At 61.3% G+C, this 13,968-nt stretch carries 12 protein-coding genes; 10 read left to right on the top strand and 2 right to left on the bottom strand.

Annotation, left to right across the window (positions count from 1 at the left end):
* Window positions 1–1,136 precede the first annotated feature (1,136 nt).
* The 5 genes from IPP35_06710 (at window position 1,137) to IPP35_06690 (ending at window position 6,328) form a co-directional block, all read left to right on the top strand.
* Window positions 1,137–3,401 carry an extracellular solute-binding protein gene (locus tag IPP35_06710; protein MBL0058788.1) on the top strand — a complete coding sequence of 755 codons (2,265 nt, stop codon included), beginning with the start codon at window positions 1,137–1,139 and terminating at the stop codon, window positions 3,399–3,401.
* Entirely contained in the window at window positions 3,398–4,243 is an 846-nt protein-coding gene (locus IPP35_06705; protein ID MBL0058787.1) for a carbohydrate ABC transporter permease, read from the top strand. Before IPP35_06710 ends, IPP35_06705 begins: the two co-directional genes overlap by 4 nt.
* Before the next feature lie 38 nt (window positions 4,244–4,281).
* Entirely contained in the window at window positions 4,282–5,382 is a 1,101-nt protein-coding gene (locus tag IPP35_06700) for a hypothetical protein (GenBank protein MBL0058786.1), read from the top strand.
* A 343-nt stretch (window positions 5,383–5,725) separates the two neighbouring features.
* Window positions 5,726–5,962 (top strand): helix-turn-helix domain-containing protein, encoded by a 237-nt coding sequence (locus IPP35_06695; protein MBL0058785.1) that lies wholly within the window; start codon window positions 5,726–5,728, stop codon window positions 5,960–5,962.
* 144 nt (window positions 5,963–6,106) lie between these two features.
* Entirely contained in the window at window positions 6,107–6,328 is a 222-nt protein-coding gene (locus IPP35_06690) for a hypothetical protein (GenBank protein MBL0058784.1), read from the top strand.
* A gap of 148 nt (window positions 6,329–6,476) precedes the next feature.
* Here IPP35_06690 and IPP35_06685 read toward each other — a convergent pair whose 3' ends face one another.
* A complete protein-coding gene (locus IPP35_06685; GenBank protein ID MBL0058783.1) occupies window positions 6,477–6,719 on the bottom strand; it encodes a translation initiation factor in 243 nt (80 codons plus the stop codon).
* A gap of 74 nt (window positions 6,720–6,793) precedes the next feature.
* Here IPP35_06685 and IPP35_06680 point away from each other — a divergent pair, with 74 nt between their 5' ends.
* From IPP35_06680 to IPP35_06660, 5 genes are all read left to right on the top strand, one after another.
* Window positions 6,794–7,213, top strand: coding sequence for a DMT family transporter (locus IPP35_06680; protein ID MBL0058782.1), 420 nt, complete (start codon window positions 6,794–6,796; stop codon window positions 7,211–7,213).
* Window positions 7,214–7,286: 73 nt separating this feature from the next.
* On the top strand, window positions 7,287–7,784 hold the full coding sequence (locus IPP35_06675) for a YajQ family cyclic di-GMP-binding protein (GenBank protein MBL0058781.1): 498 nt from the start codon (window positions 7,287–7,289) through the stop codon (window positions 7,782–7,784).
* Between the two features lie 18 nt (window positions 7,785–7,802).
* Window positions 7,803–10,406, top strand: coding sequence for a sulfatase-like hydrolase/transferase (locus IPP35_06670; GenBank protein MBL0058780.1), 2,604 nt, complete (start codon window positions 7,803–7,805; stop codon window positions 10,404–10,406).
* Window positions 10,403–12,625: a sulfatase-like hydrolase/transferase gene (locus tag IPP35_06665; GenBank protein MBL0058779.1), complete on the top strand. Its 2,223-nt coding sequence runs from the start codon at window positions 10,403–10,405 to the stop codon at window positions 12,623–12,625. The genes IPP35_06670 and IPP35_06665 overlap by 4 nt, the downstream gene beginning before the upstream one ends.
* A complete protein-coding gene (locus tag IPP35_06660) occupies window positions 12,612–13,637 on the top strand; it encodes a hypothetical protein (GenBank protein MBL0058778.1) in 1,026 nt (341 codons plus the stop codon). The genes IPP35_06665 and IPP35_06660 overlap by 14 nt, the downstream gene beginning before the upstream one ends.
* A gap of 15 nt (window positions 13,638–13,652) precedes the next feature.
* Here the strand turns inward: IPP35_06660 and IPP35_06655 are convergent, their stop codons facing one another.
* Window positions 13,653–13,934, bottom strand: a complete 282-nt coding sequence (locus IPP35_06655) for a TMEM165/GDT1 family protein (protein ID MBL0058777.1) — start codon at window positions 13,932–13,934, stop codon at window positions 13,653–13,655.
* Window positions 13,935–13,968: the final 34 nt, after the last annotated feature.

The following is a 13,968-nucleotide window of genomic DNA, read 5'->3' as shown; positions in this document are numbered from 1 at the left end:
CATCCGGCGCTGTCGCTGGTAACCCTCGGGAACCAATTCATTGATTACGGCGTGGACGTCATGGCCCCGCTGTTCGGGTTCAAGGGGATTTCGGCGGAAGGAGATGTGGACCGGCTCAACTACAACGCCTTCGTTTTGAAACATTCCCAAAACAGCTACTCGTTGGGGGGGCGCGGGGTTTACTATCTGCCGCAGTGGCAGTTGAAAGCCAACGGGGTCTACTGGGAACAGACCGGAAGACAACCGTCGGCCACCACCATCGTGAACGGAAGCCTCCAGCCCGCCGGAGATCCCAACACCTTGAAATTGGAACGGCTGGCCCAGGACCTGGTGTACAACCTGTCCGCCTTGGGGCGGCTGTTTGACGAGCGCCTCCGCCTGGAAGGCACCTACGGCTACAACAGCTACGTCCAATACGCCGAGGGCAACTTCACCGACTCGTTCAACCCCGTTTTCTCGCGGTTCATTGAGCCGGCCTATCGCGCCGGGGGCCACCTTTGGCGCACCTCCGCCAGGACGACGGGGGTCCTGCTTCCCGGACTGGAACTGGGTTACGGGTACCGGGACATCGGCACGGGGTATAAACCGCACTACCGGCAAAACCCGGAGTATTACGACGACACGGACTCCGACCAGTTTGCCCACAACATCCAAGCGGTCCAACGCCGGGGGGGGTGGGTGGCGTCCATGGAATACGATGCGATGAAACGGCACTCCAATTCAGCCGATTACCGGCACAAATTTCTCTGGGGCATCGGCCACTCCGGCTACCGCGGCGTGGACGTGAAATTCAACCAGGACTACCGGCGGGAAATCTATGCGTTCACCAGCGACCGTTCGGCTTTCACCACGGACAAGAACGAAAAGGTCATCGGCACCGAGATTTACGTCCGCGCCCAACTGACGCCCAAGCTCGCGGGTTGGGTGAAACCCCGCCAGGAACGGATTTGGCACCCGGTCACCAACGGCAACTACACCGCCGACAGTTTCCAAGCCCGCCTCGAATATTACATCGCCAACAACGCCCGTCTTTTCGCCGACCACAAGGTCTCCCGCTACGACAATCCCGCCAACGAACCGAAGGGAACTCCCTTCGACGACAATTTCACCAAGGTTTCTTTCGAAGTCACGTTCTAATGTCCCGGCGTTTCCCGTTGGCCGTTCTCGGTGCCGTCGCCCTTTTCTCGGCGCGGGTATCCGCGGGGGAAAAAGCTCTGGTGGTTTGGGCCATGGGCGAGGAAGGCAAAAAGATCGCGGAGGTGGCCCGGCGGTTTGAGCGGGAGAACCCGGGTCTTCAGGTGGAAACCCAGGCCATCCCCTGGGAGGCCGCCCACGCGAAACTCTTGACGGCCGTCGTCGGCGGGATTCCTCCGGACGTCAGCCAGGTGGGCACCACCTGGATGGCGGAGTTCGCCGCCATGGGCGCCCTGGAACCCTTGGACGATCGCGCGGCCGCCTCCCCCAACGCCAAACCCGACGCTTTTTTCCCCGGTTCCATTCGAACGTGTCAGGTGGACGGGGTGCTCTACGGCGTCCCTTGGTATGTGGATACGCGGGTCCTGTTTTATCGAACGGACCTTCTGGCCTCGGTGGGTTTTTTGGCCGCGCCCAAGACCTGGGAGGAATTGAAGGAAGCCGCCGCCCGGCTGGCCGCGCGGAAGACCGCCGATGGAAAGAAGGTCTACGGCATTTCGCTCGGGTCCCGCGCCTGGACGGATCTTCTCACGGCGGTTTGGCAGAACGGCGGCGATCCGCTGAAGCCGTCGGAGCCGGGGTTTTACAGCGCCATGAATTATTACCGGAGTTTCTTTCGGGAGGGACTGACCCCGACGAAAGAGGGCGCCGACGTGGATATTTTTCACGCGTTTCGCACGGGGTATCTCCCCATGTTCATCTCCGGGCCCTGGATGGTGGAACTGGCCCGGAAGGAACTCCCGGAACTGAACGGCAAATGGGGAGTGGCGCTTCTCCCAGGGAAAAAGACCCGGACGTCCTTTGTGGGCGGATCGAATTTGGTGGTCTTTAGGGAGTCAAAAAAGAAGGATCTGGCCTTCCGTTTCATCGAATACATGAGCGATCCCCGCACCCAGGTGCAATGGATGCGGGACACCACCGACCTCCCCTCGGTCAAAGCGGCTTGGCAAGACCCCTTCTTCGCCGACAAACCCATGATCCAGGTGTTCGGCCAGCAAATGTTCGACACCGCCAGCCCGCCCACGGTCCCCGAATGGGAACAAATCGCTAGCGCCATCGACGACACCATGGAGAAAGTCGTCCTCGACCCCGCCATGACGGAGGATCAAGTCAATTTGGCGCTCCACGAGTTGGAGACCGTGATCGTGAAACTGCGGGTTTCCCGGGCCTATCGACCGGGAACCTGGAAAACTTTTTTCTGGTGGGCGCTGGGCGCCGGCGCGCTGGCCCTCTTGGGGCTATGGGCGAAATCCTTTTGGAACCTGCGGCTTCGGAACGGTCACGGTCCGGAGGTTCCCCCTTTCCGTTGGCGGGAATTTTTTCAGCGGGACTTGGTGGGGGTATTCTTCGTGCTTCCCGCCGTGGCCCTCCTGGGCATTTTTCTGTTCTTCCCCATCGCGGTGTCTTTTGTCATGAGCCTGACGGACTTGAACATTTTCAGCATCAACGCCTGGCACCGGACGCAGTTCATCGGCATCGAGAACTACGCGAAGATCATTCAGGACCCCGTGTTTTGGCGGGCGCTGTGGAACACGCTCTATTTCGCGGGGGTCGGCGTTCCGCTCACCATCGCGGTTTCTCTCCTGGCCGCGGTGGCCTTGAACCAGAAGTTCGTCAAGGGAAAGTCCTTTTTTCGGATGTCGCTCTTCGCGCCGGTCGTTACGACGATCGTCGCGGTGGCCGTGGTCTGGCGCTGGCTCTACAACCCGGAGTACGGCGTTTTCAACTGGTTCCTCCAATCGGGGCTGGGGCTGAAGAAAATTTTTTGGCTTTCGGACCCGCGCACGTCCTTGCCCTCCCTCATCCTCATGGCGATTTGGAAAAACTTCGGCTACAACATGGTGATCTTCCTGGCGGGACTCCAGACCATCCCGGAAAGCCAGTATGAGGCCGCCCGGATTGATGGGGCGAGCCCCTGGCAATGTTTCCGCTACATCACGGTTCCGGGACTGGCGCCCACCCTGCTTTTCGTTCTGATCATGACGACCATCGGCTACCTCCAGTTCTTCGCCGAACCCTACGTCATGACCAAAGGCGGCCCCCTGGACTCCACCACCTCCATCGTGCTTTACATGTACACCCAGGGCTTCCGTTTCTTCAACTTGGGCTACGCCTCCGCCGTCAGCTACGCGCTGTTCGGGCTCATCTTCGTTTTCACTTTCGTCCAGATGCGGTTGAAGAAAAGCGGTTTCGAGGCGATCGTATGACGCCGCGCGCCAGGCGGCTTCTGGCCGACACGCTTTCCTCCGCCGGAGTGCATTTCCTGCTTGCTTTGACGGCGACGGCGACGCTCCTTCCGTTCTTTTGGATGTTGTCGACCTCCTTTAAATCGGGCGGGGGCCTGTTCACCTATCCGCCCACTTGGATTCCGACAGAGCCCACGTTCCAGTGGTACGTTCAACTGATTAAAGAAGTGAATTTCCTCCTGCACTTCCGCAATAGCGTCATGGTATCGGTGTGCGTCACGGCGCTTTCTCTCTTCATTAACTCCATGGCCGGCTACGCCTTCGCTAAACACCGTTTCCGGCACCGGGACCGCCTGTTCAGTTTGCTCCTCGCGACCATGATGGTTCCAGGCCAACTCACCATGATCCCCGTCTTTTTGCTCCTCAAAAAGATGGGCCTCTTGAACAGCTACCTGGGGCTCATCGTCCCCGTTTGCGCCAACGTGTTCGGGATTTTTCTCATCCGGCAGTTCATGATGTCGGTCCCGAACGACCTGATCGAGTCGGCCCGCATCGACGGTTGTTCGGAGTTCCGGATCTATTGGAGCGTGGTCCTGCCCCTCTGCCGGCCGGTCCTGGCGACGCTCGGGATATTCACGTTCATGGGGTCGTGGAACGATTTCCTCTGGCCGTTGATCGTGATGGTGCGGGAGGACGGCTACACCCTGCCGGTGGCCCTCGCCAACTTGAACGGCCAACACCCGACCGACTTCGGCCTGCTCATGGCGGCGGCGGTGGTGGTGGTCCTGCCTGTGATCGCGGTGTTCATCGCGGCGCAAAAATACGTGATCCAGGGCATTGCCACAACGGGCCTGAAAGAGTAGATTCTGTTTTCAATCTTCCCAAACAAAGGAGAGCTCTCATGAACCTCTGTCGTAAAGCAACGGTGATTCCACTCGCATTTTGTTTCGCCTTTTCCGGAATGTTGGCGGCCGCTCAAAGCAAGCCAGCCCCCAAACCGGCCGCCTCGCAAAAGAAAAGCGCCCCCCCCGCGAGCGCCCGTTCCTCGGCGGCCCCCCAGCTCCTCGATAACTTCATCAAAGTGGACTGGGCGACGGCCAAAGACAACAGCTCTGAAATCAAACTAAGCCAAGTGGCGGGCCCGGGCGGTTCGGCGCTTCGGATCTCGTATGACCTGAAAAACGGGAAATGGGTGTCGATCAGCAAGAATTTTGCGATCGATGACTTCAAGGGAAAAGCGTTCACCTTCCAGATCAAATCCAAGGGGGCGAACAATAACCTCGAGGTGAAGCTGATCGATGAAGACGACAGCAATTTCGGCGTCAAACGACCGCTCTTGACCGAGTCCGGCGACTGGACGACGATGACGCTTTCCGAAGCCGACTTCAGCTATTGGTGGGGCGGCGACCCGGTGCTCGGGCGGATCAAGGATATCAATTTCTCCATTTCCGCCGGGGATGGCGGAGCGGGCGAACTCCTGGTCGCCGACCTGCGGATGGGCCAGGCTTCCAAGGAAGGCAACATCGGGAAGGGCGGCGTGATCTTTGACGGCCAAACGAAAGAGGGCTGGATGGTGGCGAAAGGCGAAAGTTCCTCCATCACCCTGGAATCAGGGACCGGCCAAAAAGGCACGAAGGCGATGGCCGTCCGCTATTCCATTCCCGCGGGCCAATGGGTCTCCATCCGGCGCGCGATCAACGCCGATCTTTCCGGCGGGAACCCTCGGCTCGTCTTTCGGCTGAAGGGGGAAGGCGATCCCTGCGATATGGAGGTGAAATTGATCGACCGGGACGACTCCGTGTTCGGGAAAGTGTTCACCGGCCTAGCGGGCGGCGGTCAATGGGTGGACGTCACCATCCCGCTCTCGGATTTCAGCTACATGTGGGGCGGGGTCGACAACCGCCTCGACGCTTCGCTGGTCCGCTATATGGATGTCGCCATCAGCGGATCAACGGGCGGCGCGGGGAAAGTGCTGATCAACGATATCCGGGTCGCGAAGTAAGACTCGATCGTCTGTTTTTCCAACGGGTCCGCGTCTTCCCTCGGGAGACGCGGACCCGTTTTACGTGCGGGCATCGGAATTCAAAACCGTTCCGTCATCCCTGCCCTTGCCTCGGCTTATTTCATGCGCAGGCGCTGGGCCGCGAATCTCTCCCTTTTTACTTCACCTGGCCAAAGAGACAAGAGTCGCCTTCGCTGGTGACCGCTTCCCGTTCGGCGAAAGAAGACGTCTCCCGGCAACGGAAAACAATTCCTGACAAAAGGTGGAAAAATAACCTTGACTTTCGACGAAGGTATTTTCTATAAGTTCTTTGTTGGACACCAATGGAGGGCTTCGGCAGAATATGGCACAGGATGGCGGGCAGTTGGCTAAAGAGGTCATGGACATCCGGGAACTGGCCGCCTATTTAGGTATTGGGAAATCTAAAATTTACGGTCTCATTCGCCAGCGAAAAATCCCCGCTTCCCGCATCGGACGGCAATACCGCTTTTCCAAAGAGGTCATCGATTCCTGGCTTCGCGAGAGCCTGATCACCCAGCCGGAAGAACCCCAGGGCCGGCTTTTCGAGGGTCGGGTTTAGCTTTTTGTCGGCGGTAAAACGCTTCGCTCGTCGGCCGACGGAAGCCGTTTGGAAGATCGACGGAAAGGGGCTTGCTTTTTGTTTCTCAAATGCTACAGTGTTTCCCGTTGAGGGAACACATCAAAAACCGGGGAGGTGAAACACATGGCACAAAAAATCGCGAAGGCTGGAATCAAGAGAGAAGACGGGTTCCTTTACTTCATTGACAAGCAGGGCGACGTCTCTCGGGCGAAGATGGCCCGCGGCGGCAAGAAGGGCGGCAAAATCCAGAAGGTTGAAAAGGTGGGCGTCAAGAAAGAAAAGGGCTACCTGTACTTCTTGGACAAGCAAGGGGACGTTTCCCGCGCTAAGATGGTTCGTCGATAATCGACGGTCCTCCGCGCGCTTTCCGGCGCGCACGCTCGTGGACGCGGTGAGCGGGGTCGCTTGATCCCTTTTCCGCTGTCTTTCAAGAACCCCGCTCCCCTCCGATGGGCGCTCCCGCGGAGGGGGGCGGGGTTCGTCCTTTCTGGGTTCAACGGTCGCCGTTGACGTGGAAGCCGAGGGTGGCCAGCAGGGGGGGAAGGCGTTCGCGTTGGTCGCCTTGCAGTTCCAAAACGCCGTTTTTAACGGTGCCACCCGCCCCCAGCCGTTTCTTAAGTTCGGCGAGAAGCGCCGTTTTGCCTTCCGGGTGAAGGCGCAATCCCGCCAGGATCGTTACGGCTTTTCCCCCGCGGCCGGCTTTTTCATAACGCAGGGAAACGGGGGGCTTGGGCATGGGGGCATTTTCTCAAATCTCTCCCCGATCGGCAACGCCGCAACCTCTCCCGGATTTCCTAGAATGACCCCGCGATGACTCCCTTTTCCCTGGCGTTGGTGGCGGCGTTCATCTGGGGTTTCTCCTCTTTCATTGAAAAATGGGGGTTGAGAAACACCGACCCCACGGCGGGCGTTTTGGCCCGCACCCTCGGCGTTTGTATCGGGTGTGTGGCTTTCCTCCTTCTATCGCCCGGGCTTCCTGGCCGGTTCCTTTCCATGGACGGGCGGGCCAAGATGGCTCTCATGGGCGGGGGGGTCTTGGCGAGCGTCGTGGCTCAGGTTTTCTTCTACCGGGCGCTCAAGGCGGGGGACGTGGGCCGCGTGGCGGCGGTCGGAGGGTCCTGGCCCGTGGTCGCCTTGGTCTTCAGTGTTTTGTTTTTCCATGAACCGCTCACGCGGAGCAAGGTGTTCGGCGTGATCTTCGTGGCCTTGGGCGTGGCGCTTTTGAAGTAAACCCGGAGCCCCCGTTCGCGGGGCGCTCCGGAGATCTTCCGGAAGACGATTCCGGTCAAATGGGAGGTTCCCAATGGCGGAAGAATTCTCCTTCGATGTCGTCAGTAAAGTGGACCTGCAGGCCGTGGACAACGCCGTGAATTCGGCGCTCCGCGAAATAACCACCCGGTTCGATTTCAAGGGCAGCGTGAGCCGTCTGGAATTGGACAAAAAAGGCGGTACGCTCACGCTTTTTTCCGATAACGATGGGAAACTGAAGAGCGTGTTGGACATCCTCCAAAACCGCCTGGTCAAGCAAGGGGTGTCGCTGAAAGCGCTGGACTTTGGTTCCGTGGACCCGGCGGAAGGGGGGACTGTCCGACAAACGGCAAAAATCGTCCAGGGCGTCGCCTCCGAGAAAGCCAAGGAAATGGTCCGAGCGATCAAGGACGCAAAACTGAAGGTGACTTCCTCCATTCAGGGGGACCAACTTCGGGTGACCGGGAAGTCCAAGGACGCCTTGCAAGAGGCCATGGCCCTCCTCCGGGGAAAGGACTTCGGTTTGGCGCTTCAGTTCGTGAATTTCCGTTAATAAAGGGGGGGGCCGCCCATGCACGTCTCCCCGCTGAAGCGGGGGTTTTGGTTCGCGGCGCTGGCGGCTCTTCTGGCCGCGGGCGGGGGGCTCTTTTATTTTTTAACCGTGGTCTTGGTGGACGATCGCCGTCGACTTTCCCCGTCAGGCGAAGAACCGAACTCCACACGGCGGGAGGTCCGCCTGGATTGGACCAACCCGTCGCCGCCCTACCGTTCCGCGGCGGGGCGGCCGGCGTGGGAGGGGCTTTCGGCCCTGCGGACGAAGCATCCCGAAGCTCATTTTAAATGGGCGGCCGGAAAGCCGGGGGTGGTTCGGGTCACGCTCTCTGACGTGTCCGGTCGAACGTGCTTGGAGGCTTTGCCCGCCGAAGACGGCGGTTTTTACGAGTGGTCCGGCGTCCTTCCCGTCGCGGCTTCCCTTGATTTTCGGGCGGGAATTCTTTCCGGCGGTCCGGGGTTTCATTTCCTAGTGGAACGGATGGACGAGCGCGGAGATCCCCAACGCCTTTTCTCTGAAACGGTTCTTCCTCGCCGTCACCAAGAACTCCACGCATGGACGGCGCGCCTTCCCCGTCGATGGCGCGAAGCGATCTCCGGTGCCGAACACCCAGATGAACGTTGGATTCCATTCCGGGTGGACGTCTCCGCCTGGGCCGGTCGGCCGGCTCGAATCCGTCTCCGCGTCGAGATCGTACGAGGTTCATCCCCCTCCGGCTCGGCGTTGGCTTTGTGGGGCGCCCCCGCGCTTTGGTCCCCGGCCGCGACGCCGCCTCCTTTCCGATCACGCCAGAACCGTCTTCCGCCCGGAAGCAACATCGTGTTGGCCGCGCTGGAAAAAGGTCCGGGAGACGGGATCGGATTGGAGGAGTCCTCCAGCCTCGTCCCTCCCCGGCTCCGGGAACTGATCCGGGAATCCGTGGCGTTCAGCCGCTTTTACACGACGGATACCCGGACGCCCCGCGCCCTGGCCCACCTTTTCCACTCTCGGCGCGAATCCCCCGATCCCCTGGTTGTTCCGTTGAAGGAGTCCGCTTGGCCGCGCGCCTTGGCCGCTCTCGGTTACCGCACGCTGGCGGTGGGCCCTTTCGATGAAGCGACCGTGGCTCTCCTGGCCGAGGCGGGGTTCAGCGAGATTCACGCGGTGCCCCACGACGGCTACGATCCCCTCCTCGCCTCGAACCGAGCCTTGGCTTGGGCGCGGGATGGGGGAAGGCGAGGCCCCGTCTTGGTGTTTGTCTTGTTTCGGGATCCGCCTCGTCACCGTTGGTCTCCCGCGCGGTTCTGGGCGCTTTCGTTCCAGCGATGGCCCTGGTCTCGATCTCGTTGGGTTCTATGGCGGGAATCGACGGACGCCGCCTATCTGGACGACACGCTGGGCCGTCTGGCCGAAAAGCTCCGCACCGATCGGGCCCCTCCGGTCCTGGCTTTGGTTTCCCTCCGCGGATCCGCCGCGGTGGAAAATCCCGTGCGCTGGCCCCCCACCGGGAGGCGAGGAACCCTGTTTTGGAACGAAACGGGCCTTGGGTTGCGGGAAAGGGAAATCCGAACGGTTTTCGTTCTTCGCCATCCCGCTCTGAACGGCCCGGTCGTGGTGACCCTTCCAGCCCAGCTGGTGGATGTCGGTCCGACGATCCTAAGCGCCCTGGGCGTTCCCCTGCCGGCCGGCGACGGGCGAGCGTGCGATCTAGGGGGCGGTCCTTGGCTGGAAGAGGCCAACGCCCGCGTGGCGATTCGCGCCCCGCGGGCCAAGGCGCTCATTATTGACGGAAGGTTTAAGTATATCCGCCATGCGCCCCCCGAACCTCGCCGCGTCCGGACGGCGTGGTTGTGTTCCTCTTCCGTCAGGACCGACTGGCCCGCCGAGGAAATTTTTGACCTTTGGACCGACCCGGGAGAGCACCGAAACTTAGCGCGTTCGCGTCGGGATCTGTTGGCGCGTCTGCGATCCGTGATGGAGGAGGCGGACCCTGATCCCGTGGAGGTTCGGTTGGGTTTTAGGAACCCCCAGGGCGCGCGACTGGCCGGCGTCGTGACTTGTTCCGCCGGTCGGATCGATGCGGTCGAGGGAACGGTGCCGATCGTTCGCCGGGGGGCCTACGAATGGTCCTTCGCTGTTTCCTCGACGTCCGGAACGGTGCGGTTCCGCACCTGGCCTCCGGAATCCTCTTACATGATGCACGTGGTCTTTGATGGCCGCTACCTTCCGGTGGAGCAATGGCGGGTGTCGCGGCTGGGTTTGCCGCTTTTTGAATCGGCGGGAGATGAGTGGCACGATCAGACAAAGTTCGGGTGGATGGACGGATGGGCTCCGCCCGTCGCTTTTTCTTCCGCTCCGATCGCGTCCCTGGGCCGTGTTTCGACCTGGGTGGACGACGGGTTTGCGGAGAAGGCCTCGGCTCCCCCGGTCCTCGGCACGGCGGAGCCGGACGTCTTGCCCATGGAAAGTCCTTCCGTCGGCGCGGCCGAGGCCGCGCCCCCCGCCGTTGCAACATCGACGCCGACCGTCCCCCTTCCCCGGGCATTGGCGATAGAGAGTCCGGTGGTTCTGGGGTCCACCCGGCCCGCTTCGACCATTGTTCCTCCCGTGGTTTCCACGGGGACGGTGGGAGGGCGGCCATGACGAGGTGGCCTGGGCCGCGGGGTTCGCTGGTCCTTCTGCAACGGTGGGTTCTGGCCAGCGGTCGCGACGTGGTGGCGACCACCCGCGAGTCGATCCTCTCGGTGGAAAGCCGGTCCGGCGCCGCCGTTTTTGTCGGTCTTTGGGTGCTGGGGATCCTTCAATCGGGTCCCTGGCGGATCTTAGGCCCCGATTTGGGCGGGGAGATTCTTCCGACGGCGCGGGCGTGGTTCACAGGCCGTTTGGTCCTCTTTCAGGCCGTTCTCTTAGGGACCCACCTCCTCGCGGGCGTTCTTTGGGGCGTCACGGTTCAAAACGCCTGGGCCTTTCTGAGTGGGTTCTGGCCCCGACTCAAAGCAGAGCGGTTGAAATCCTGGGTGGTGGCCGGGGCGACGGGGGCTCTCACTCTGTGGGCCCATGGGCTTCTGCTGGCCCGGGACTTAGGGCGACATCCGGCGCTGTACCAAGAAACATTTTTAGACCGGGGCGGGTTTCCCGGTTGGGTTCAGGAACTGGCGGCCGTTCGAGCGCCAAGGGTTTGCGGGGCGCTGGCTTTGGTGTTCGCTGGAACTCTGGTTCTCCTGGCGGGTCTGCGGCTTATTCAAAGACTCTATTCCTGGTTTTTAGCGTTCTCTCGCCCGACGCGGGTGGCCATCGGCGTTCTGGGGAGCGCCTTGGTCCTTTTCGGAGCGGGCCTGCGGTTCGTTGTCTGGACCCAGACGGGCCGGAACGCGGGACCGAACCTCCTCTTGATTTCGGTGGACGGTCTGCGGGCCGAAAGCCTAAAAGCGCCAGACGGGCCCGATCCCTCTCCTCTCGGCCGGATGGTCCGTTCCGCCCGGGTGTTGACGCGCACCGTCCCTCCCTCCACCGACCTGGTCCCCTCCCTCGCCACAGTTTTAACGGGAAGGTCCCCTTTAACCCACGGTCTCCGCCATGATTTCCCCGCCGCCCAGGACGTTGCTGGTCCTCTGGGAAGCTTGCCGGCTTTCCTGAGGGAGAACGGATGGTGGACGGAGTTTCGGGCGGATGGCCCCTGCGGTTTTCTGGGACGCATGGCGGAGGAATTCGATAACGCCCGGGTTCCGGCCAGCGGTCTTTGGCCTCGCTTGGCGGGACGATGGGTGGAACGGTCTCCCCATCTCCTGCCGTACCTCTCCGGGCGCCTCGGACGGAGGTTCCCGTTTCTGCTCGGATCGCCCCTGTTCGCAGATTCCGATCTTTTGTCGGAGGAGGTGGGCGGCGTCATTGAATCCTTGGCCTCGAAGAAAAAATTTTTCCTCTGGGTTCATTTTTCTTCGCCGGGCCCGTTGACCGCGGTGGTCTCCCCTCGCGCCGCCTTTCGTTTGAGACCGGGGGTCCCTGGTTTCTTTCGTCGTCCAGGGGACGGGCGCTTGGATCGTCCTTTAACGGAAGCCGAATGGAAAACCGTTCGACGTCTCTACGAGGCGAACGTGGCGGTTCTCGATGAATCCATCGCGCGGCTCCTCCAATCGTTGGCAGACCGCCGTTTGGATCAAACCACGGCGGTCATCCTTTGGTCGGCCCGCGCCCTGCCCCTGACGGCAGCGGAAGAGGCCGACGCTTGGTCGTTGAAAGGGCCGGCGCTGTTCGGCGCTCCCTTCCTGGCGGAGGACACCGCCCTCCGTCGAGGCGGTCGCCGAACCGTCCGTCTTGGCCGGGCCGTGGATGTGGCTCCCACGGCGGCGTTCCTTTTGGATTTGCCCGCTCCGTCGGGATGGGAAGGCATTCCCCTCCTCCGGGGCCTTCCGGCGGGGGAGCCGGGCATTGTCTACGCGGAAACGCCGACCCCCTTTCTCGCTTCCGCTCTTTCAACGCCCACTCGACCGGACACCTTTCCGCCGCCATTGGTGGATCTGTTGGTGGAAGACCGGGAGGCTCCGGGACATCTGCGGCTGGACCCCGCCTGGGAAGACGGGGCGCTGGTTTTTCGCGATCGGCTGATGCAAATGGGAGACGAACGGATTCTTTATCACCCCGGTCCGAACCGCGTGTCTTTTGAATATTTCCAGTTGAACCTTGACCCAGAAGCGCGCCGGAATCTGGCCGGGACGCCGCTCGGGCGGGCTCGCGTTCGAGAACTCCGGGAAGTTTTGTTCCGTCATCTGAACCGGGAGTCCGGGTGGCGCCCCCAAAACGATTACTGGATTCCCGAAGCCTTTTTGCGTGAACGAAGGGAGGCCGTCGATGAAGAACGCTGAACCGAGTCGGGTCAAGACCGGCGCGGCCTATCTGGGAAACCGATTTCTGGAACATGCCCAAAGGGACCTCGCGCGGTTGGCGGAAGTTTCGGACTATGTGGTCCATACGTTGAGCGAGACCGACCTTTATTTTCATAAGTCCGCCCTGGGGGCCATCGTGGGCGCCACCCGGCGGGCGGGAATGGAGGTCTGGGTCGATCCCTGGGGGGTGGGAGGGGTTTTTGGCGGGGAATCTTTTTCGAAGTTCCTTTTGGATCATCGGGACGATTGGCAAGTCTTGTCCGATGGGCGGCGAGTCCCGGCCGCCTGCTTGAACCATCGTGTGTTTCGGGATTTCATGCTGGAGTGGCTTCGGGCCGCCCAGGAACTCGGGGCGCAGGTCATCTTTTGGGATGAGCCCCACGTTTTTTTTCATTGGGATTTGGAGTGGGAAGGAGTCTACAGTTGTGTGTGCGACCCCTGCCGAAAACTTTTTCACGAACGGTATGGGAAACCGCCTCCGGCCCGCTTGGACGCCGAGGCGAAAGCCTTCCGCCGCGATTGTTTAGCCGATTTCCTGTCGGAACTCTTGAAACACGCGCGGGAGCTTAAATTACGGAACGCCCTTTGCCTTTATGCGTTCGAAGGATACGAGGAATACGATCGGATCTGGGAGCGCTTGGGAAGTTTAACCGACCTGGACATCTTCGGCTCCGACCCCTATTGGCGTTGGCGCCCCACCCGGCAGGACCCGGACAAACACGTCCGCCGCTTCACCGAACGCACCGCCGCCCTGGCACGGCCTCAGGGGAAAGGGGTGCAGGTCTGGATCCAGGCCATGCGTCTTCCGAAGGGGGCGGAGGGGGAGATCGGGACGGCCTGCCGGGCGGCCGTGGCGGCTGGCGCCACCCACCTCGCCGCCTGGAGCTACGACGGGGGCGCTCTCCTGGATCCCGTCCTCTCCGAAGACCCCCGCCGGGTCTGGGCGGAAGTGGCGAAGGCCTTTGCCGCGATTCGATCCGCGGGACAATAAACCGGTTCCCTTATTCTAGCCTCGGAGGGCTTTCACCAGCGTCCACCCTCCGATAAGGAGGAACGCGCTTCCCGCCAAGATAGACAGGTGCCGTTCGTTGATGTGTTTGGCGAGGAGCGTTCCCCCCAACACGCCAAGAGCCGAGGTCGCGGTGAGGGCCGAGGCGGCGGCGGCGAAAACGAGGATCTTGTTGACGTTGGGGTTGGCGGAAAAAAGGAGGGTGGCCAACTGAGTTTTGTCTCCCAGTTCCGCCAAGAATACGGTCCCGAAAACGGTAAAAAATATTTTCCATTCCATGGTGACTCCTTTGAACAATGGGCTTCCGGGTCGC

The organism is Elusimicrobiota bacterium, from assembly GCA_016721625.1.
GTDB lineage: Bacteria > Elusimicrobiota > Elusimicrobia > FEN-1173 > FEN-1173 > JADKHR01.
The sequence above is the reverse complement of the archived record's forward strand: the minus strand, read 5'-3'. Positions and strand labels throughout refer to the sequence as shown.